This window comes from Pseudomonas sp. NFX183, from assembly GCF_047943075.1.
GTDB lineage: Bacteria > Pseudomonadota > Gammaproteobacteria > Pseudomonadales > Pseudomonadaceae > Aquipseudomonas.
On the sequence record NZ_CP181333.1, the window covers coordinates 728,211 to 747,176 of the forward strand.

Below are 18,966 nucleotides of genomic sequence, written 5' to 3' on the forward strand. Positions count from 1 at the left end.
CTACTCCTTGTTGGCCGCCAGATTCACCACGCGGTTGGAGCGATCCACCGGGCGCACCTGCTGGCCCTCATGGAGCACATGCACACCGGCCGCAATCACCCAATCGGTGGGGGCCAGGCCTTCCAGTACCGGGACGGTTTTTTCACCAAAGGCGCCGATCCGCACCGGCGTGCGCTTGAGCGTGTTGTCTGGTTGCACCACCCAGACGTAGGACGCGCCATTCTCTGCACTCAGCGCTGACAGCGGCACCGCCAGCGCAATCACGCCGTCAGCCTGTATGAATACGTGGGCGCTCTGGCCCAGTTCGGCCGGGACTTTGCCGCCGGTGAAGGCAACCCGGGCGGCAAACGTGCGCGATTTTGGATCAGCAGCGGGCGACAGTTCACGGATACGCCCGGCAAAACGTTGGTCGGGCTGACTCCACAACTCAACCGACACAGGCTGGCCGATCTTGAACCGGCCGAAACCTTGCTCCGGCAGGCTGATCAGCACTTCGCGCTCGCCATCGGTGGCCAGGGTGAAGACGGTTTGGCCGGCCGACACCACTTGGCCAACTTCCACCGCGCGCTTGGCGACCACACCGTCCTGGGGCGCGCGCAGCACGGCGTAACCGGCCTGGTTGCTGGACACGTCGAACTCGGCCTTGATCTGCTTGAGGCGTGCTTCACCGGATCGGTAGAGGTTTTCGGAATTGTCGTACTGAGAACGGCTGACCATCTGACGGTCCATCAGGGTCTTGTAGCGATCACGCTCGGCGCGCACCAGGCTCAGGTTGGCTTCGGCGGCGGCCACTTGGGCGCGCGTGGCTTCCAGTTGCAGGCGTACGTCCTGCGGATCGAGTTCGGCCAGCGGTTGGTTGGCCTTGACCCGCTCGCCCTCCTCCACCAGGCGTTTACTGACTTTGCCGCCAATGCGAAAGGCCAGGTCCGGCTCATAACGGGCACGCACCTCGCCTGGAAAGCTGTCCATCGCCTGCGCCGAGGGCTGCGGTTGCACCACCATGGCTGGACGGAGGGTGGTTTGGGCCGCTTCTTCATGGCCGCAGGCGGCCAACAGGAAGATCAGGCTGACAGGCAACGCAAGGGGCAGGAAAGTGCTGCGCATGCTGTAGGACCTTTCGCAAATGGAGCTAGGAATAATTATACTGGCCGGTATGTTATTAATACCAAACTCACCAGTCCAGTATTAAAGGTGAAAATGTCCGACAATCCTGTAAACACCAATAGCCCCGGGCGTCCCAAGGACATGGCAAAACGCCAGGCAATCCTCGAAGCCGCGAAAAATCTGTTTTTGAGTAATGGCTACGCCAGCACCAGCATGGATGCCGTGGCAATGGAGGCGGGCGTGTCGAAACTGACCGTCTACAGCCATTTCACCGATAAAGAGACGCTGTTCACTGCCGCCGTCGTGGCCACATGCGAAGAACAGTTGCCGGTGATGTATTTCGAACTGCCCGCCGGCATGCCGGTGGAAACCGTGCTTCTGAACATCGCACGGGGCTTTCATCGGCTGATCAACAGCGAGGAGTCGGTGAACCTGCATCGCCTGATGATGACCACCGGCAATCAGGACGTGAAACTCTCACAGATCTTCTTTGAAGCCGGGCCGATGCGCATGCTGCAGGGTATGGAGCGCCTGCTCAGCCGCATCCACCAGAGCGGCGCGCTGAGCATCGACAAACCGTTTACGGCAGCCGAGCACTTCTTTTGCCTGCTCAAGGGCACGGCGAATTTCTGCTTGCTGTATGGCTGCGGCGGGCAACTGAGCGAAGAAGCCGCCGAGGCGCATGTGCAGGAGGTGGTGGGGTTGTTTATGCGGGCTTACAAGCCCTGACGCTGGGTGGTGTCTGGACCGGCGCTATCGCAGGCAAGCCAGCTCCCACAGGAGAATGCATTCCAGCATGAGAACACGGTCAACTGTGGGAGCTGGCTTGCCTGCGATGAGGCCCTCAAGGCTTGAGCGCTTTCTTCGGATAAATGTCATACCGGCTCGACTTGCCATCCAGCGCATGGCTCGGCTTTGGCCCTTCAATGCACGGCGCCTTGCGTGGACGCTTGACCACCACGCGGTGACTGGCCAAGGCCAAGGCCGCGGCGAGCAACGCCGGTGCGTCCGGGTCATCGCCCACCAACGGCCGGAACAGGCGCATTTCCTTCTTCACTAACGCAGTTTTCTCACGATGAGGGAACATCGGGTCGAGGTAGATCACCTGCGGCGGCTCACCTTCCCAATTGCGCATCACGTCGATGGAGTTGCCCTTGAGCAACTTCATGCGCGCCACAATCGGCGCCACTTCGAAGTCGTCCGCGCCACGCGCCAGGCCGTCTTCGAGCAAGGCGCCGATCAGTGGTTGGCGCTCGATCAGGCTCATCTCGCAGCCAAGGCTAGCCAGCACGAACGCGTCCTTGCCCAGCCCCGCCGTGGCGTCCAGCACGCGGGGGCGCACGCCTTGGGCAATGCCCACCGCCTTGGCGATCATCTGCCCGCTGCCACCGCCGTATAGACGCCGGTGCGCCGCGCCACCTTCGACAAAATCCACACGCACCGGCCCCGGTGCATCGGGCCCGAGCTGCTGCAGTTGCAGGCCGTGCTCGCCCACTTGCAGGGAAAAGTCCGCCTCCTCCAGTTGCACAGGCAGGCCGAGCTGCGACGCCCACTGCTCGGCACGCGCCTGAAAACCTTCGGCCAAAGCCTCGACCCGAATGCGGCTGGCCGCTGGTTGTTCGCTCATCAATCGCTACGCTCAAAAATATTAAGGATCGGCAAACAGCGGCCGATAAAAACAACAGTCAGGTATTTTGCCAGAGCTGAGCGTCGACCGAGAAAAATGTCAGACATTCTTCCCCTAACCATCGGTGTACTGCCGACCCACAACCACTACGGCCTGCGCAATACTCAAGCGCTGGCCGGGGTGAGTCATGTGTGGCAGGACTTCTTCGCCCGGGCGCTGGCCGAGCAGCTCGGCGACACGCCGGACGCGCGCGCTGCCAAAGCACCGACCCCCAGAGACCCGGCGGTAGAACCCAGCGAAGGCGCCGACCTGCTGTCGCAGATCCTCACCCAGCGTGAATGCGACGTGAAAGACACCGAGGTCGCCCCGCCAGAACCGCTGTTCCTGCCGATCGCCGAATTCGAAACCGAGTTGCTGCCGCCACCCGCTACGCCGTTCCCGGCGCAAGAAATCGTTGCCCAACAGCGCCAGCAGAACTTTGAAAGTGACTGGGTACGCCCGCTGGTGCTGAATGCCGGCCAGCCGCTGCCTGAGCCTGGGCCGGCGCCGGAACCGCAGCCGCTGCACCTGCCCATCGCCGAGTTCGAACTGGACTTGCTGCCGCCGCCCGCCGTGCCTTATCCAAAGGAAGAGCTGGTGGCGCAACAGAAAGCGCTCGACTTCGACTACCACTGGGCGCGCCCACTGATCCTCAACAACCTGCGCCTGGCCGCCTGAGGCTCAACGACACACTCCCCAACGCCCCATGTCCAGATGAAAGTGGTTGCGATGAGCAGCGTTGTAGTCCGGGCTCAACACCACGTTGAAATCATCGCAGGCGCCATCGCGCACCTGGTGCAGAAACCGCGCGCTGTCGCCCGTCCCCGGCCAATCCTTGAGCACACTGATGCTGCGCCCATCCGCCAGGCGGAAGCCGGCGATATCCAGCGCATTGGCCGAGGCGTGCTGACTGAGCCGCCCGTCTGCACGGTTATACATATTGCGACAGGCGAAGCTGCCCAGGTGATCGACCCGCGTCACCGCCTGACCAAACACCGCCTGCGCCGCAGGTTGCAGGCTGTGGCGTTCGAACAGGGCAAAGGCGACGGCCAGTGGGCAACTGGCGAGAAAGCTGCTGCTCAAGGCTACGTCAGCGCCTTGTACGCGCAAGACATTGCGCAATGGGCACGCGGCATCAGCCGGGCTGTCAGCCTGATGGCTGACGCGCAAGCCCGAGGTTTTCAGCACCTCATCGCACAGCGCTGGATCATCCTGCAGGCGGCCGAGCTTGAAGCGCGTGAGCAGGTTCGGCTTGGCACGCACATCCAGCGGCGCCCAGGGGTTCCACTCGGCAGGCAACGGCACCCAGCCACGCCACACGCCCACTGCGAACACACCCGCCAGCAACAGCAGCGCACCGCTCACGTTAAGAAAACGCACGGCTCAGCCCTTGAAGAATTGGTTGGCCTGGCTGAATGGCATCTTGCGCTCGGTGAAGGTAAAGGTGCCCAGATGGTAGACCTCCTGCGCGGCGCGGTAGAACTCGCCATACGCCGCCAGCGCCATGGCCGAGCCGACACTGATGCGGCGCACGCCCATCTCGCTCAACTGCGCAACGCTGAGGTTCAAGCCACCGGACATCAACACATTCACCGGTTTGGGCGCGACCGCCCTGACCACCGCCAACACGTCTTCGGCACTGCGCAACGCCGGCGCATAGAGCACGTCGGCACCCGCCTCGGCGTAGGCCTGCAGGCGGCGAATGGTGTCAGGCAAATCCAGGCGACCATGCAGGAGGTTTTCTGCGCGGGCCGTCAGGGTGAACGCAAATGGCAGACTGCGGGCCGCCGCAACCGCCGCTTCGACGCGCTCAACAGACAAATCAAACGGATAGATCGGGTCGACGGCAATGCCTGTGGCGTCTTCGATGGAGCCACCGACGATGCCCGTGGCGGCCGCGCGCAGGATGGTCTGGGCGCAGCCTTCGGGGGTATCGCTGAAACCGTTTTCCAGATCGGCCGCCACCGGCAGCGCGGTCGCCCGAACGATGGCTGACGCATTGCCCAGCGTGTCCTCCAGCGACAACGCACCTTCCGCATCCGGCCGCCCCAGGCTGAATGCATAACCTGCGCTGGTGGTGGCCAGGGCTTCAAAACCCAGGCTGGCGAGCATGATGGCCGAGCCGGCGTCCCACGGGTTGGGCATCACGAACGCGCGATCACGCTCGTGCAAGGCTTTGAAGGTTTCGGCGCGAAGGGTTTGGGCATCCATGTCTGACTCCTGGCGGAAAAAGGAGCCTTAGAGTAACCCCAGTTGCTCCGCTGCGGGTTCTCGATGCAAGGTCGGCAGCGGTGGCAGGCCCGGCAAACGCGCCATCAGTTGTTGATGAAAACGCAGCGCCAGTTGCGCGGCAAGGCGGTTATCCGAGGTGTGCAGGAACACATACGGCGTACGCCCTTCCTCGATCCAACCGGCGACTTTTTCCACCCACGGCACCAGGAACGGGTCGTTGGCTTCCAGCTCCGGATGACCAATGAAACGCACTTGGGGAAACAGCGTCAGCGCGGCCGGGCGCGGCGGCACCTTGGGTTTCTTCGACTGGGCGTGCAGCACGGCGGCTGAGGTAGAGGTGCAACTGAACAGCGCGCGCGGGTCGAGGCAGATTCGCTCAACGCCACGGTCACGCAGCAGACGGTTGAGGCTGCGCTCGTCATCGCCCTTGGCGAAGAACGCCTGATGGCGCACTTCCACTGCCAGCGGGCGTTCCAGTCCATCAATAAAACCGGCCAGTTCACCGAGGCGTTGTGGCGAAAAGCTCGCCGGCAGCTGCAGCCACAACGGCGCGACACGCTCACCCAACGGGCTCATCAAGCCGACAAAACTTTCCGCTGCCGGCAACTGCTCACGCAGGTCGCCACTGTGGCTGATGTCGCCGGGGAATTTGGCGGTGAAACGAAAATCGGCGGGCATGATTTCAGCCCAGCGCTGCACGGTGGCGGCCGAGGGTCGGGCATAAAACGTGGTGTTGCCTTCAACGGCGTTGAAGACTTGGGCATACAGCGAAAGGTAGTCGCTGGCGCGTGCATCGGCTGGGTACAGGTACTCGCGCCAGGCGTTTTCACTCCAGGACGGGCAACCGATAAAGTAAGGCAGACGCATCAAATATGGATGTCGAGACCCAGCACTTCCATATCCCATTCGACAAAGCCGGCAGTGGTCAGGTAGCTGGCCAGGGCGGTAGCGACGCTTTTGCTCATGGAGCGGGGGAAGACCATGTCTTGCTGACGCGCGGGAAGACCGCTGATACGCGCGCCGGCTGAACCTTGGGCGCTGGAATGAGAACTGGCATGCGACTCGGATTGGACCTCGATGAAGTCCGGCGAATCCTCGACGGAATCGTCTACCGTCACGTTCGCCTTGCGCGGCTTACGTTTGAGAGGGTAGGACTGTGAGGAGAAGCCGTCTATACGCATACATGCAGACTCGGTATCAATGATGGCAATTTAGCGGCACTTTCCGTGGTGCGCAAATGCTCTGGTGATAACTAGAACACATAATTTGTAAAAGGTTTAAAAACGGGGCCAAATTCTGACGATTGGCGAACTTTGCCCCAAATTGCCATCATTTTTGACGTCAAATAATCCCGCGTTCAGCCTTGGTCTGCGCGACTTTATCACGCAGATAAACCGGCGCCGCCTGATCGGCCGGAATCGCTTCGCCACGCTCGAAAGCGAAGCGTGCCAGCGTCAGCAAGTCCTGGGCATGAGGCAACATCGCAGCGTCCTGGCCCACCAGCTTTACGCCGATGCGCTCGCCATAACCCCAGCCAGTGCCGGCACCGAACCAGTCACCGCTGGCATCCGCCGGCAACACAGAGGACTGCGGCGATTGCACCGCTTCGACGCCCACCAGGCGCATTTCGCCAGCGTGCTCGCGGTAGCAACCCCAATAGACTTCGTCCATGCGCGCGTCGATGGCGGCGGCGACTTGCGAAGCGCCGTGTTCACGCAAGGCACGCTGGGCCAGCACTGCCAGGTTGGAGACCGGCAATACCGGACGCTCCAACGCAAAGGCCAGGCCCTGGACCACACCGATGGCAATCCGCACACCGGTGAACGCACCCGGGCCACGGCCAAAGGCAATGGCGTCGACGGCAGCGAGCGTGGTGCCCGCGTCCTCAAGCAGTTGCTTGATCATCGGCAACAGCTTCTGCGCATGCAGGCGCGGGATCACCTCGTAGTGGCTCGTTACCTTGCCATCGTGCAGCAAGGCAACGGAGCAAGCTTCAGTCGCGGTGTCCAGGGCCAGCAGGGTGCTCATGGGTGCAGGTGTCCAAGTCGAAAAAAAGTGCGCCAGTATAAACAACAACGGCCCGCAAGCGGGCCGTTGTCAGTGAAGCCGATCGATGATTCAGCTCAACGCTTGCAGCACCTTGGCGGTGATGGCTTCTACGGAGCCGACGCCAGGGATGTGGCTGTACTTCGGCTTGCCGTTGGCAGCAGACAACTTCTGGTAGAAATCCACCAGCGGCTTGGTCTGCGAATGGTAGACCGACAGGCGATGACGCACGGTTTCTTCAGTGTCGTCTTTACGCTGCACCAGGTCGTCGCCGGTGACATCGTCCTTGCCAGCCACTTTAGGCGGGTTGTAGACGATGTGGTAAACGCGGCCCGAGGCTTCGTGAACACGACGACCGGCGATGCGCTGGACGATTTCTTCGTCTTCAACTGCGATTTCAACCACGGCATCCAGCTCGACGCCGGCTTTCACCAAGGCCTCGGCCTGAGGAATGGTGCGTGGGAAACCGTCGAACAGGAAGCCGTTCTTGCAGTCTTCCTGGCTGATGCGTTCCTTGACCAGGTTGATGATCAGGTCATCGGAAACCAGGCCGCCGCTGTCCATCACGCTTTTTGCGATCAGGCCCAGCTCGGTGCCGGCCTTGACGGCCGCGCGCAGCATGTCGCCGGTGGAGATTTGTGGAATGCCGAATTTTTCAGTGATGAACTTTGCCTGAGTACCTTTACCGGCCCCGGGAGCTCCCAGCAGAATGACGCGCATCGATGTGCTCCTCAATTTTTTATAGAGATGACGCTCGGATTCGCCGCGTGGGGCCAATCTCGTAAAAATATGGGTCCAGGCCGATCAAACGGCCAAAGGCTGATCAAGATACACAGCGGGCTCTATCCATACAAGCCGCCGAAAGTCGCAGCAACCCACGCCCGGCATGCGTCACAGCTCGGGTGTGCCTGAGTGCAACCTTGCCCCGCAAACGCCGACCGCCCTTTTCGGGGCGGTCGTCATGGTTTATCTGCAAGCCGTTGAGAACACGCAGAAAACTTTAACCGGTGTTGCGCAAACCGGCGGCAATACCGGCCACAGACACCAGCAGCGCCTGTTCCAGAGGGCTGTCCTGTGCGGCTTCCTGCTCACGCGAGCGCGCCAGCAACTCGGCCTGCAGCAAGTGCAACGGGTCGAGGTAGGTGTTGCGCAGACGGATGAACTCAAGGGTGTCCGGGCTATGGGCCAGCAGTTGCGACTGGCCAGTCAGGCCAAGCACCACGCTGCACGCCTGCGACAATAGGTCGCGTAAGTGCGCACCCAATGGCAGCAGGTCCGGTTGCACCAGACGCTCGTCATACAGGCGGGCAATATCGGCATCGGCCTTGGCCAGCACCATTTCCAGCATGTCGATGCGCGTGCGGAAGAACGGCCACTGCTCGCGCATCTGCCCCAGCAACTCGCCTTCACCACGCTCCAGGGCCTTGCTGAGTGCTGCTTCCCAGCCGAGCCACGCAGGCAGCATCAGGCGGGTTTGGGTCCAGCCGAAGATCCATGGAATGGCCCGCAGGCTTTCGATCCCGCCCGCGCGGCGCTTGGCCGGGCGACTGCCGAGCGGCAAGCGGCCGAGCTCCTGCTCTGGCGTGGACTGGCGAAAGTACTCGACGAACTGCGGATTTTCCCGCACCACGGCGCGGTAGGCGCCGACACCGTCCGCTGCCAATTCATCCATTAAATGGCGCCAGGCAGGCTCCGGTGGTGGCGGTGGCAACAGCGTGGCTTCCAAGACGGCGGCCAGGTACAGGTTGAGGTTCTGCTCAGCGATGTCCGGCAAGCCGAACTTGAAGCGGATCATTTCGCCTTGCTCGGTGGTACGGAAACGCCCCGCCACCGAGCCCGGCGGCTGCGACAGGATCGCCGCGTGCGCCGGGCCGCCGCCGCGGCCGACGGTACCGCCGCGACCGTGGAACAACAGCAATTCCACCTGTTGTTCGCGGCAGATATCCACCAAGCGTTCCTGTGCCCGGTACTGTGCCCAGGCGGCGGCAGTGGTGCCGGCATCCTTGGCTGAGTCCGAGTAGCCAATCATGACTTCCTGCGGGCCTTGCAACCGCGCGCGATAGCCCGGCAATTGCAGCAGGGTTTCCATGACCGGCCCGGCGTTATCCAGGTCGGCCAGGGTTTCGAACAACGGCACCACCCGCATTGGCCGTTGCACGCCCGACTCTTTAAGCAGCAGTTGCACCGCCAGCACATCGGAGGCGGCGCCTGCCATCGAGATGACATACGAGCCGAGCGACGCAGCGGGCGCGGCGGCGATTTCCTTGCAGGTGTTCAACACCTCGGCAGTGTCCGCCGACGGTTTGAAGTAGCCCGGCAGCAGCGGCCGGCGATTGGTCAGCTCCTGGGTCAGGAAACTGATGCGCGCCTCTTCGTCCCAGTCTTCATAACGACCCAAGCCCAGGTAATCGGTAATTTCGGTCATGGCCGACGAATGCCGGCTGGAATCCTGGCGCACGTCCAGGCGTACCAGAAACAGGCCAAAGGTCACCGCACGCCGCAGGCAGTCGAGCAGCGGGCCATCGGCGATCACGCCCATGCCGCACGCGTGCAGCGACTGATAACACAACTCCAGCGGGTCCAGCAGGTCACGGTTGTTCTGCAACACTTCGGCCGGCGCCGGGGTGTTGGCGGTCAGCGAGGTGTGCGCCCATTGGCGCGTGGCGCGCAGACGTTCGCGCAGTTGCTTGAGCAAGGCGCGATAAGGCTCGACGCTGTCGCCCACCTTGGCCTGCAACGCCGGGCTGGCCTGTTGCATCGACAGCTCGGAGGCCAGGTGATCGATGTCGCGCAGGTACAGGTCCGCCGCCATCCAGCGCGCCAGCAACAGCACTTCACGGGTCACCGGTGCGGTGACATTCGGGTTGCCGTCACGGTCGCCGCCCATCCACGAAGCAAAGCGGATCGGCGCTGCCTCCAGCGGCAAGTGCAGGCCGGTGGCGGCGTGCAGGGCATGGTCGGCTTTGCGCAAGTAGTTGGGGATGGCGTGCCACAGCGAATGCTCGATCACCGCAAAGCCCCATTTTGCCTCGTCGACAGGCGTCGGGCGCACGCGGCGGATTTCTTCGGTGTGCCAGGCCTCGGCGATCAGCCGTTGCAGGCGTTCACGGATCTGTTCGCGCTCGGCAGTGGTGAGGTCGCGGTGGTCCTGCAGCGCCAGTTGCGCGGCAATCGCATCGTATTTCTGAATGAGGGTGCGCCGCGCCACTTCGGTGGGGTGGGCAGTGAGGACCAGTTCAATCTCCAGTCGCGCCAACTGGCGGGCCAGCGACTCGTTGCTGTGACCTTCGCTTTGCAGGCGGGCCAGCAACTCGGGCAACACACGGGATTCGAACGGTGCCGGTTGCGACTCATCGCGCCGGTGGATCAATTGGTATTGCTCGGCAATGTTGGCCAGGTTGAGGAACTGGTTGAAGGCTCGCGCCACGGGCAGCAGTTCGTCTTCCTGCAATTGGTTCAAGCTGGCGCTGAGTTCCTCGCCGGCGGCTTGCTCGGCTACGGCTCCACGGCGGTCGGCCTTGGCGCCTTTGCGGATCTGCTCGATCTTGTCGAGAAACTCGTCGCCGTACTGCTCTCGAATGGTGTTGCCCAACAGCTCACCCAGCAGGTGAACATCCTCACGCAAGCGTGCATCGATATCACTCATCAGCCAATCTCCAGCCAGAAATCCGGGACGCGCAGGGGTTCCAGAGTGCCGCCCGCGTCGGTTTCTGACAAGACACTTTAAACCTTGTGAGTTGCAGCTAGTCTCAACAGTGAGTCGCCGCGTTAACCGCGCTGGCGGCCGGACACTCATCACTGCCTGCTACTGCGAGCTCATTGAGGTTGCCATGAAGATTCGAGAACTGGCCCAGCATTGGGAAGAGAACGCCACGGGTCGCCTGACCAAGACCGAGTACGCGATTCATCTGGATGTGGAGTCCGCTGCACGGCTGGCCGCCATTGCCGAGATGTACCCCAAGCGCCACACCGAAGAACTGCTCGGCGAGCTGATCGGCGCCGCCCTTGAAGAGCTGGAAGCGAGCTTTCCTTACGTCAAGGGCCAGCACGTGATTGCCACCGATGAAGAGGGTGATCCCCTGTACGAAGACGTGGGCCCGACGCCACGCTTTCTCACCTTGTCCCGGCGCTATCTGCATGATTTGTCAGACAGTGCTGACGAACAGCAGCACTGATACACACCTGCAAAACCTCTTTTGACCCAAGTATTCCGGGCCTTTCACGGGTCCGGAGTACCTCTGCGCGCGTCGAAAGTTCCAACTTTTAAACGCTGACCATTCAGTCAGATATTTTTTTAGGCAATTCGCCATCTTCTCTGAACTTTTGAAAAAAGCCTCCGGTCACAACCAGTAAGCCATCACTTGGAACGGCCGTTTGAATAAGTGTTTCGAGCCTTGCCGCCGAGACCCGAACCGCCGACCAGTGCCATGGATTTTGATGTTTTTCAGGAGTTACCCAATGGAGTTGAAGACGATGAAGACCAGCACTGCCAAAACCTCGTTTAACCACCTGCGCGGGCTTAAATTGGCCGCGCTGGCAATCGGCACCAGCTTCGTTCTGGCGGGCTGCGCCGGCAACCCACCGACCGAGCAATACGCCGTGACCCAATCTGCGGTCAACAGCGCTGTCAGCGCCGGCGGCACCGAGTACGCAGCTGTGGAAATGAAGTCGGCTCAGGACAAGCTCAAAGAAGCCGAAATCGCCATGCATGACAAGAACTATGACAAGGCTCGTCAGCTGGCCGAACAAGCCGAGTGGGACGCTCGCGTTGCAGAGCGCAAAGCTCAGGCCGCCAAAGCCCAACAGGCTGTGAAGGACTCCCAGAAGGCTGTTCAGGAGCTGCGTCAGGAAGGCATGCGCCCAGCTGTTATCCAACAGCAATAAGCCAACGCCCTTGATTGCATTGCACCCGAAATCGAATTGAAAGGACGACACGACTATGCGTAAACAATTGATGATCCCTGCTCTGCTGGCGATGAGCGTTGCCCTGGCGGCCTGCTCCACCCCGCCGAACGCGAACCTGGAAAACGCACGGACCAACTTCTCGGCCCTGCAGACCAACCCACAAGCCACCAAGCTTGCGGCGCTGGAAACCAAGGACGCCAGCGACTGGCTGGACAAGGCTGACAAAGCCTACCGCGACAAGGAAGACGAGAAGAAGGTCGACCAACTGGCCTACCTGACCAACCAGCGCGTTGAAGTGGCCAAAGACACCATCGTGCTGCGTGAATCCGAAGCCAAGCTGAAAAACGCTGGCGACGAACGTGCTCGCGCCCTGCTGCAAGCCCGTGACGCCCAGATCAAGCAACTGCAAGACAGCTTGAACGCCAAGCAAACTGATCGCGGCACCCTGGTGACTTTCGGTGATGTGCTGTTCGCCACCAACAAGTCCGATCTGAAATCCAGCGGCCTGGTCAACATCACCAAGCTGGCGCAGTTCCTGCGTGACAACCCGGACCGTAAAGTGATCGTCGAAGGCTACACCGACAGCACCGGCTCCGACTCGTACAACCAGAGCCTGTCCGAGCGTCGCGCGTCTTCCGTGCAGCGCGCACTGGCTCAACAAGGCGTGGATATCTCGCGCATTGTGACCCAGGGTTACGGCAAGGAATACCCGGTTGCCGACAACGGCAGCGCCTCGGGCCGTGCCATGAACCGTCGCGTTGAAGTGACCATCTCCAACGACAACCAGCCGGTCAAGCCACGTTCTTCCGTTGCTAATTGATCGATTGAAGCAGTAAAAAAAACCCACCTTTTGGTGGGTTTTTTTATGCCTCAGACTTCGATTTTACGGCTGCTGTCATCGGCGGGCATCATGGCCTCCATGCCTTGTCGGCCCGCCATCAGTTTCTCCAGTTCCTGCGGGCCCTTCTGGTCCTCGGCGCTGCCGCCCTGAGACCCGCCCGCCGCCTTCGACAACATGTCCATGAGCATCTTCATAGGGTCTTGCTTCTCTTGCTTCTGGGCGTCTTGAGCGCCGTCCTCGCCGCCCTGCCCCAGCTTTGCTGCGCCCTGGGCCATTTCCAACATCTTACTGATCGCGCCAATTCCACCAACCATGATCACTCTCCCGGATTCGATATACGCAAGTTAACTATCAGCAACACTGACACGTCATTCAGTGGCTTCTTACGCGATACGGTTCCAGATATTTCCGTGATCATGTGGCTGCGATGAAGCGAAGGTCACTCCTGCAGTTGCGGCGTCTCCTGGCCCATGCAACGCACGGCCTGCTTCTTGTTGTTCACCAGCACGCCGCTCAAGCCTTTTTGTTCGGTATCAAACATCACCAACACACCGTCGACGCACTGCGCCACTTGCGCCGCTGGCGTGAGGGAGATTTTGTAATCCTCGCCCGGCACCGTCTTGAGTAGGGTGAAGTCGCTGAGCAGCAACGCATCTTCCGGCTTGGCGAAGTGCAGGTAGCCGTAGTACCACAGGCACCCGACGGTGCCGATGATGGTGCCGACGCCGGTGAGGATCAGCGGGATCATGTTGCGTTCTTCGCTCATTGCGGGCTCTCTGACGTGTCAACGTTAGGGTTCGGGTAGTTGGGGATTTCCCCCAGGCGGCGCAGGCCGTTGAAGTGCTGCGGGTCGTCCAGATAACGCAGCATCACGGTTTGCCAGGTCTTGTCGGCAAACGTCTGCACATGGCCGCCACGCGTCAACTGCAACACCCTGGGCGGCGGCGCGGCCTGATACAGGCGAATGCCATTGGCCAGCGGCACGATCGGATCATCCAGGCTATGAAACAGCAGCTTGGGTACGCCGGTCAGCTGCGGCATGGCGTTGATCGCACTGTCAGCGTCGGGCACCAGCCAGGACAGGGGCACTTGAAACGGCCATGTTATCCAGGACGTACTCAGGGCGAATTGTCCTACGTCACGATAACTGGCGGGCACCCCGTCCAATACCAGCGCCTTGAGCTGCGGCTGGCGCTGCGGGTGCGCCGCCAGGTAATGCACGGCGAGCGCGCCACCCAGGCTTTGACCCAACACAATCAACGGTTGACCCTGGGTTTCGGGCGCCTTGTCGATCCAGTTGAACGCCGCATCAATGTCCTGGTAGATCGCCGGCAACGACGGCTTGCCTTCCGACAAACCGTACCCGCGGTAGTCCAGCAGCAGCACTTGATAGCCCTGTTCCGGCAACCACCAACTGCCCCCCAGGTGCCACGCCAGGTTGCCGCCGTTGCCATGCAAGTGCAGCACCGTGCCTTTGACTGGCACGCCGGATTTGGCCGGCAGCCACCAGGCGTGAAGTTTCACCCCGTCGGCGGTGGTCAGGGTGACATCGCGGTACTGCAGATGGGCTTTTTCCGGCGTGAACGGCAAGCCGGGTTCAGGGTAGAACAGCAGCGAGCTGCAGCCGTTCAATGTGAGTAGCAGGCAAAGAATGCCGAGGATTCTCATCCGTTGAAGCCTCGTAAGTGGGTTGGAAGTCAGTCTTAAGATCAATAGAGATCAAAGGTGGGAGCTGCCTTGCCTGCTCCCACCTTTTGATCCGGTTTTTTCAGGACTATCGCCTACAGGATATTCGAGTAATCCGCCTCGATCCGGTCCAGGCTCAAGTGGTTGAGGAAGTTGGAGAAGCACATCCACGCCGCCAGCGCGTTCATGTCGCGAAACTGCTCGGGCAGGTACTTGGGCGGCACCACCAGGCCTTCATCGACCAATTGGCGCAGGGTGCGCATGTCTTCCAGCGTGGTCTTGCCGCAGAACAGTAGCGGCACTTGTTCCAGCTTGCCTTTGCGCACGGCCAGCTGGATGTAGTTGTAGACCATGATAAAGCCCTTGAGGTAGGACAAATCCTTGGTAAACGGCAGACCGGTCGGCGTCGAGCCGCGGAAAACCCGGCTGGCATTGCCGTAGCTTTCGGCCATCTCAAAGCCTTGCTCACGGAAGAATTCGAACACCTGCAGGAAATCGGCGCCCTCCTCGACCATATGGATCGCGCGGGTGCGGTTGGTCAACTTGCGCAAGCGGCTCGGGTAGGAGGCGAAGGTGATGATCTCCATCAGTATCGCCAGGCCTTCCTGGGTCACCGTGGACGACGGTGGGCCCTTGGACAGGAAGGTGCAGATCGGCTGGTTCTGGCCGTTAAGCGTGGTGCCGACGTGCACCAGGCCTTCATGCACTTCCAGGGCGCGCACATCGCGGTCGTTGAACATCGCATCGGCGCGGATCTTGATGTAGTCGGCGCCAGCCGCCGCGTCCGCGACAATCCCGTCGGACTCAAACACGCGGATGGTTTCTTCGGCTTCGCCAAACACCTTGTTCAGGCGGGTTTGCAGCAACGCCACTGCATCCTTGGCGGTGAGGGTCTTGGCTTCGTCCTTGAGGTCACCACGGCCGTCGATGTTGTTCAGGTAGTCAGACAGCATCAGGCCCAAGTCGGCCAGGGTCGGGTCGCCGGCGTGGAACGCATCGGAGGCGGCGCCATACAGCTCCTGGGAGATCAGACCGAAATCCTCGGTGCCGCGCGCTTCGAGCATGCGCACCACCATGCGGTATTCACGGCACATGCGCCGCATGATCTGCCCCACCGGGCTGAACTGGCCGAGGCGGCGGGTGATGTCGCGCTCGATGTTCTGGAACTCCAGCTTGACTGCGCTGGAATCGAACGACAGTGGCCGGTTCAGGTAGTAGTCGCGGTCCACGGCCGGCATCGCCTTGCCCTTGGCCTTGAGGAAACCCTGACGAATGTTCTCGTCCCACTTCACGGCGTCGAGGACGCGAATCGGTGTTTGCGCCAGCACAATGCGATCAGACAAGGTGCGTATCGTCTGCTGGTAATCGTCCACCCGGTGCTTCCTCTTTAAACGTTATTTGCCCGCGCGCTGGTAGCGCACGGCTTCAACGAACACATCGGCATTGGCCGGGTCATCCAGGTAGGCAAACACCTGGTCCATGGAGCTGTCCACCAGCACGCCGGCGCCTTCGACCGTGTCGACGGTGCTGCCGTGCAGCACGTGTTGGCCGATGGCTTGGTGGATCTGCTCAAGGTCGAGGTTGTAGACCACCAATTCAGGCTTTTTGTCGCCCTCGCTTTCAAAGTCAAAGCCGGCGAGGATGAAATGCCCACCCAGCTTGTCCGGCAACGGCGCCGACAAATACCAGCGGTTGCCATGGCGCACCACGGTAAACAGGTACTCATCGCGCTGGGCTGGCTTGGCTTTAGGGTAGCTCACGGCTTTATAGCGGTGCTCGCCGACGCGCGTGATCTGCAGGTTAAGCGGCTCGCCCCAGGCATTCTTGCTCGACCAATGGCCAAGCAAGGCGGCCGGCGCAGCGTCGCGCGCCGGCAGCGGGTCCTTGAAAGTCACCAGGCAACCGCTGAGCAACAGGAACGACAGGGCGATCAACGCGACATGCCAGGCTTTCATTGCGTACTCCATCAAGTGTCGGAGCTGGCTTGCCTGCGATACAGGCGCCTCGGTGCACCAGGTAATCCAAGGCGATGCTATCGCAGGCAAGCCAGCCCCCACATAAAGCGGATAGCGCACAGGGTGTGCTAGACCGAAGCCAGCACCAAATGCATATAACGCTTGAGGATCTCAAGCATCTCTTCACCGGTCAGAGGCTCTGGGCCGCCAAGCAGGCCCTGATATTCCATCCGACCGATTATCGCCGTCAACACTTTGGCATCCTGTTGCGGCTCGCGGGAACCCAAGACCTGGAAAAACTGCCCGGTGCCCTGCAACAGAATCTGCTGATGGGAGCGCACCAGTTGCGCCAGACGCGGGTTGAGCAAGGCTTCCTGGCGAAAGGCCTGCTCGGCCATCAGGTGTTCACGGCGATTGGTCAGTTGGCGCATCACGTAGTCGGCGGTGAGCCGCGCAATGTCATCGGCCAATTGCGAGCGCGACTGCGGGCTGCCATCGCCATAGGCGACCATCTCGCGCAGCAGGCCTTCGTTGCGCACCCACAGCTTGCCCATGAAGGCGGCGCTGCGTTCCACGTATTGGGCGAAGGTATCGGTGAGCAGGTCATCGATGTCCTTGAAATAATAGGTGGTGGCCGACAACGGCACGCCCGCCTCTGCCGCCACGGCGCGGTGGCGAACGCCACGTACACCATCGCGCACGACGATGCGCATGGCCGCATCGAGAATATCCTGCCTGCGCTGCTCGCTGCCCCGCCGACTGGCCTTGCGGCCCTGGTACTGAACACTTTCAGCCACGGCAGCAGCAATGCCGGCGGCACCTTCTTGAGCCATTACGCGGTTCACGACAGATCTTCCTTTAAAGGGTGACGCGGAGCGTCACGGGCTGCGTTCCTACGCACAGTGTGGGAACGATCACCTGGCGCCGTTCTCTTGACGGCTGAATACGCCACATAAAAAAGCCGCCTTATAAAAGGCGGCTTCGGATTTCACTACGGTTACGCTTGTGGCCGCATGTGCGGGAACAAGATCACATCGCGGATCGACGGCGAGTTGGTCAACAACATCACCAACCGGTCGATGCCGATACCTTCACCGGCGGTTGGCGGCATGCCGTATTCCAGGGCACGGACGAAGTCGGCGTCGTAGTGCATCGCCTCGTCGTCGCCAGCGTCCTTGTCGGCCACCTGGGCCATGAAGCGCTCGGCCTGGTCTTCGGCGTCGTTAAGCTCGGAATAAGCGTTGGCGATTTCGCGCCCGCCGATGAACAGCTCGAAACGGTCGGTGACGTTCGGGTTGTCATCGTTGCGACGGGCCAACGGCGACACTTCGAACGGGTACTGGGTAATGAAGTGCGGCTGCTCCAGCTTGTGCTCAACCAGCTCTTCGAAAATCATCACCTGCAGTTTGCCCAGGCCTTCGAAGCCCAGCACCTTGGCGCCGGCTTTCTTGGCGATGGCGCGGGCCTTGTCGATGTCGTTCAGGTCATCGGCGGTCAGCTCAGGGTTGTACTTGAGGATCGAATCGAACACCGACAGGCGCACGAACGGCTCGCCGAAGTGGAACACCTTGTCGCCGTACGGCACGTCGGTGCTGCCCAGAACCAGCTGCGCCAGCTCGCGGAACAACTCTTCAGTCAGGTCCATGTTGTCTTCGTAGTCGGCGTAAGCCTGGTAGAACTCCAACATGGTGAATTCTGGGTTGTGACGGGTCGAGACGCCTTCGTTACGGAAGTTGCGGTTGATCTCGAAGACTTTTTCGAAGCCGCCAACCACGAGCCGCTTGAGGTACAGCTCAGGTGCAATGCGCAGGAACATTTCCATGTCCAGCGCGTTGTGGTGGGTTTCGAACGGCTTGGCTGCGGCACCACCGGGGATGGTTTGCAACATCGGCGTTTCCACTTCCAGGAAGTCGCGCTTCATCAGGAAGCTGCGGATGTGCGCAATCACCTGCGAACGCACACGGAACGTCTGGCGCACGTCTTCGTTGACGATCAGGTCAACGTAGCGCTGGCGGTAGCGCTGTTCGGTGTCGGTCAGGCCGTGGTGCTTGTCCGGCAGCGGGCGCAGGGATTTGGTCAGCAGGCGCACGCTGGTCATTTCGACGTACAGGTCGCCCTTGCCGGAACGGGCCAGGGTGCCTTCAGCGGCGATGATGTCGCCCATGTCCCAGGTTTTCACCGAGGCCAGGGTTTCTTCCGGCAGGGTTTTACGGTTGACGTAGACCTGGATGCGACCGGTCATGTCCTGAATCACCATGAACGAGCCACGGTTGAGCATGATGCGACCGGCAACCTTGACCGGGATTGCAGCTTCTGCCAGCTCTTCCTTGGTCTTGTCCGCGTATTGCTTCTGCAAGGCATCGCAGTAGTTTTCGCGGCGGAAGTCGTTGGGGAAGGCATTGCCCTTGGCGCGCTCGGCAGCAAGCTTTTCCTTGCGCAGGGCGATCAGGGAGTTTTCTTCCTGTTGCAGGGCTTGCGGGTCGAGTTGTTGGTCGCTCATGTCTTTAAATTTTCCATCAGGTTCGTTGCCC

21 protein-coding genes are annotated in these 18,966 nt (G+C 61.1%); 5 read left to right on the plus strand and 16 right to left on the minus strand.

Features of this window, described 5'->3' with window-relative positions; translation table 11 throughout:
- Positions 1–1,104: an efflux RND transporter periplasmic adaptor subunit gene (locus ACM530_RS03530; protein WP_416364274.1), complete on the minus strand. Its 1,104-nt coding sequence runs from the start codon at positions 1,102–1,104 to the stop codon at positions 1–3.
- A gap of 93 nt (positions 1,105–1,197) precedes the next feature.
- Here ACM530_RS03530 and ACM530_RS03535 point away from each other — a divergent pair, with 93 nt between their 5' ends.
- Positions 1,198–1,833: a TetR/AcrR family transcriptional regulator gene (locus tag ACM530_RS03535; RefSeq protein WP_242194319.1), complete on the plus strand. Its 636-nt coding sequence runs from the start codon at positions 1,198–1,200 to the stop codon at positions 1,831–1,833.
- A 115-nt stretch (positions 1,834–1,948) separates the two neighbouring features.
- On the opposite strand, the gene ACM530_RS03540 is transcribed toward ACM530_RS03535, so the two are convergent.
- Complete coding sequence (locus ACM530_RS03540; RefSeq protein ID WP_145161817.1) at positions 1,949–2,731, minus strand: class I SAM-dependent methyltransferase; 783 nt, start codon at positions 2,729–2,731, stop codon at positions 1,949–1,951.
- Positions 2,732–2,827: 96 nt separating this feature from the next.
- Here ACM530_RS03540 and ACM530_RS03545 point away from each other — a divergent pair, with 96 nt between their 5' ends.
- Complete coding sequence (locus ACM530_RS03545; RefSeq protein WP_416364275.1) at positions 2,828–3,448, plus strand: energy transducer TonB; 621 nt, start codon at positions 2,828–2,830, stop codon at positions 3,446–3,448.
- Positions 3,449–3,451: 3 nt separating this feature from the next.
- Here ACM530_RS03545 and ACM530_RS03550 read toward each other — a convergent pair whose 3' ends face one another.
- The 7 genes from ACM530_RS03550 to ppc form a co-directional block, all read right to left on the minus strand.
- Positions 3,452–4,150, minus strand: a complete 699-nt coding sequence (locus ACM530_RS03550) for an extensin family protein (protein WP_416364276.1) — start codon at positions 4,148–4,150, stop codon at positions 3,452–3,454.
- A gap of 3 nt (positions 4,151–4,153) precedes the next feature.
- Positions 4,154–4,981: an isocitrate lyase/PEP mutase family protein gene (locus tag ACM530_RS03555; protein WP_416364277.1), complete on the minus strand. Its 828-nt coding sequence runs from the start codon at positions 4,979–4,981 to the stop codon at positions 4,154–4,156.
- A 27-nt stretch (positions 4,982–5,008) separates the two neighbouring features.
- A complete protein-coding gene (locus tag ACM530_RS03560; protein WP_369300826.1) occupies positions 5,009–5,869 on the minus strand; it encodes a DUF72 domain-containing protein in 861 nt (286 codons plus the stop codon).
- Positions 5,869–6,183, minus strand: coding sequence for a hypothetical protein (locus ACM530_RS03565; protein WP_106577194.1), 315 nt, complete (start codon positions 6,181–6,183; stop codon positions 5,869–5,871). The genes ACM530_RS03560 and ACM530_RS03565 overlap by 1 nt, the downstream gene beginning before the upstream one ends.
- A 160-nt stretch (positions 6,184–6,343) precedes the next feature.
- A complete protein-coding gene (gene tsaB, locus ACM530_RS03570) occupies positions 6,344–7,030 on the minus strand; it encodes a tRNA (adenosine(37)-N6)-threonylcarbamoyltransferase complex dimerization subunit type 1 TsaB (RefSeq protein WP_145161802.1) in 687 nt (228 codons plus the stop codon).
- A 90-nt stretch (positions 7,031–7,120) separates the two neighbouring features.
- Positions 7,121–7,768 (minus strand): adenylate kinase, encoded by a 648-nt coding sequence (gene adk / locus ACM530_RS03575; protein WP_145161799.1) that lies wholly within the window; start codon positions 7,766–7,768, stop codon positions 7,121–7,123.
- A gap of 280 nt (positions 7,769–8,048) precedes the next feature.
- Complete coding sequence (ppc, locus tag ACM530_RS03580; protein ID WP_416364278.1) at positions 8,049–10,694, minus strand: phosphoenolpyruvate carboxylase; 2,646 nt, start codon at positions 10,692–10,694, stop codon at positions 8,049–8,051.
- A 184-nt stretch (positions 10,695–10,878) separates the two neighbouring features.
- Between ppc and ACM530_RS03585 the strand changes: the two genes are divergently transcribed.
- From ACM530_RS03585 to ACM530_RS03595, 3 genes are all read left to right on the plus strand, one after another.
- Positions 10,879–11,223, plus strand: a complete 345-nt coding sequence (locus tag ACM530_RS03585; RefSeq protein ID WP_145161793.1) for a pilin assembly protein — start codon at positions 10,879–10,881, stop codon at positions 11,221–11,223.
- Between the two features lie 283 nt (positions 11,224–11,506).
- Positions 11,507–11,932 (plus strand): DUF4398 domain-containing protein, encoded by a 426-nt coding sequence (locus ACM530_RS03590; protein ID WP_145161788.1) that lies wholly within the window; start codon positions 11,507–11,509, stop codon positions 11,930–11,932.
- A 55-nt stretch (positions 11,933–11,987) separates the two neighbouring features.
- Positions 11,988–12,773, plus strand: a complete 786-nt coding sequence (locus ACM530_RS03595; RefSeq protein ID WP_416364279.1) for an OmpA family protein — start codon at positions 11,988–11,990, stop codon at positions 12,771–12,773.
- Between the two features lie 50 nt (positions 12,774–12,823).
- Here the strand turns inward: ACM530_RS03595 and ACM530_RS03600 are convergent, their stop codons facing one another.
- From ACM530_RS03600 to lysS, 7 genes are all read right to left on the minus strand, one after another.
- A complete protein-coding gene (locus ACM530_RS03600; RefSeq protein ID WP_242194332.1) occupies positions 12,824–13,108 on the minus strand; it encodes a hypothetical protein in 285 nt (94 codons plus the stop codon).
- Positions 13,109–13,233: 125 nt separating this feature from the next.
- On the minus strand, positions 13,234–13,560 hold the full coding sequence (locus tag ACM530_RS03605) for a hypothetical protein (protein ID WP_106577202.1): 327 nt from the start codon (positions 13,558–13,560) through the stop codon (positions 13,234–13,236).
- Positions 13,557–14,462, minus strand: a complete 906-nt coding sequence (locus ACM530_RS03610; RefSeq protein ID WP_145161785.1) for an alpha/beta hydrolase — start codon at positions 14,460–14,462, stop codon at positions 13,557–13,559. Before ACM530_RS03610 ends, ACM530_RS03605 begins: the two co-directional genes overlap by 4 nt.
- A gap of 113 nt (positions 14,463–14,575) precedes the next feature.
- On the minus strand, positions 14,576–15,853 hold the full coding sequence (locus ACM530_RS03615) for a flavohemoglobin expression-modulating QEGLA motif protein (protein ID WP_106577204.1): 1,278 nt from the start codon (positions 15,851–15,853) through the stop codon (positions 14,576–14,578).
- Positions 15,854–15,874: 21 nt separating this feature from the next.
- Positions 15,875–16,435, minus strand: a complete 561-nt coding sequence (locus tag ACM530_RS03620; protein WP_145161782.1) for a hypothetical protein — start codon at positions 16,433–16,435, stop codon at positions 15,875–15,877.
- A gap of 128 nt (positions 16,436–16,563) precedes the next feature.
- Complete coding sequence (locus tag ACM530_RS03625) at positions 16,564–17,280, minus strand: TetR/AcrR family transcriptional regulator (RefSeq protein ID WP_145161779.1); 717 nt, start codon at positions 17,278–17,280, stop codon at positions 16,564–16,566.
- 152 nt (positions 17,281–17,432) lie between these two features.
- Positions 17,433–18,935 (minus strand): lysine--tRNA ligase, encoded by a 1,503-nt coding sequence (gene lysS / locus ACM530_RS03630; protein WP_145161776.1) that lies wholly within the window; start codon positions 18,933–18,935, stop codon positions 17,433–17,435.
- Positions 18,936–18,966 lie beyond the last annotated feature (31 nt).

Excerpts from the sequence above, each read along its gene's own strand:
- lysS (WP_145161776.1), bottom strand. The coding sequence starts at position 18,935 with ATGAGCGACCAACAACTCGACCCGCAAGCCCTGCAACAGGAAGAAAAC.
- ACM530_RS03595 (WP_416364279.1), top strand. The coding sequence starts at position 11,988 with ATGCGTAAACAATTGATGATCCCTGCTCTGCTGGCGATGAGCGTTGCC.
- ACM530_RS03590 (WP_145161788.1), top strand. The coding sequence starts at position 11,507 with ATGGAGTTGAAGACGATGAAGACCAGCACTGCCAAAACCTCGTTTAAC.
- ACM530_RS03560 (WP_369300826.1), bottom strand. The coding sequence starts at position 5,869 with ATGCGTCTGCCTTACTTTATCGGTTGCCCGTCCTGGAGTGAAAACGCC.
- ACM530_RS03535 (WP_242194319.1), top strand. The coding sequence starts at position 1,198 with ATGTCCGACAATCCTGTAAACACCAATAGCCCCGGGCGTCCCAAGGAC.
- ACM530_RS03540 (WP_145161817.1), bottom strand. The coding sequence starts at position 2,731 with ATGAGCGAACAACCAGCGGCCAGCCGCATTCGGGTCGAGGCTTTGGCC.
- ACM530_RS03565 (WP_106577194.1), bottom strand. The coding sequence starts at position 6,183 with ATGCGTATAGACGGCTTCTCCTCACAGTCCTACCCTCTCAAACGTAAG.
- ppc (WP_416364278.1), bottom strand. The coding sequence starts at position 10,694 with ATGAGTGATATCGATGCACGCTTGCGTGAGGATGTTCACCTGCTGGGT.
- ACM530_RS03530 (WP_416364274.1), bottom strand. The coding sequence starts at position 1,104 with ATGCGCAGCACTTTCCTGCCCCTTGCGTTGCCTGTCAGCCTGATCTTC.
- ACM530_RS03555 (WP_416364277.1), bottom strand. The coding sequence starts at position 4,981 with ATGGATGCCCAAACCCTTCGCGCCGAAACCTTCAAAGCCTTGCACGAG.
- adk (WP_145161799.1), bottom strand. The coding sequence starts at position 7,768 with ATGCGCGTCATTCTGCTGGGAGCTCCCGGGGCCGGTAAAGGTACTCAG.
- tsaB (WP_145161802.1), bottom strand. The coding sequence starts at position 7,030 with ATGAGCACCCTGCTGGCCCTGGACACCGCGACTGAAGCTTGCTCCGTT.
- ACM530_RS03600 (WP_242194332.1), bottom strand. The coding sequence starts at position 13,108 with ATGGTTGGTGGAATTGGCGCGATCAGTAAGATGTTGGAAATGGCCCAG.
- ACM530_RS03545 (WP_416364275.1), top strand. The coding sequence starts at position 2,828 with ATGTCAGACATTCTTCCCCTAACCATCGGTGTACTGCCGACCCACAAC.
- ACM530_RS03620 (WP_145161782.1), bottom strand. The coding sequence starts at position 16,435 with ATGAAAGCCTGGCATGTCGCGTTGATCGCCCTGTCGTTCCTGTTGCTC.
- ACM530_RS03585 (WP_145161793.1), top strand. The coding sequence starts at position 10,879 with ATGAAGATTCGAGAACTGGCCCAGCATTGGGAAGAGAACGCCACGGGT.
- ACM530_RS03610 (WP_145161785.1), bottom strand. The coding sequence starts at position 14,462 with ATGAGAATCCTCGGCATTCTTTGCCTGCTACTCACATTGAACGGCTGC.
- ACM530_RS03605 (WP_106577202.1), bottom strand. The coding sequence starts at position 13,560 with ATGAGCGAAGAACGCAACATGATCCCGCTGATCCTCACCGGCGTCGGC.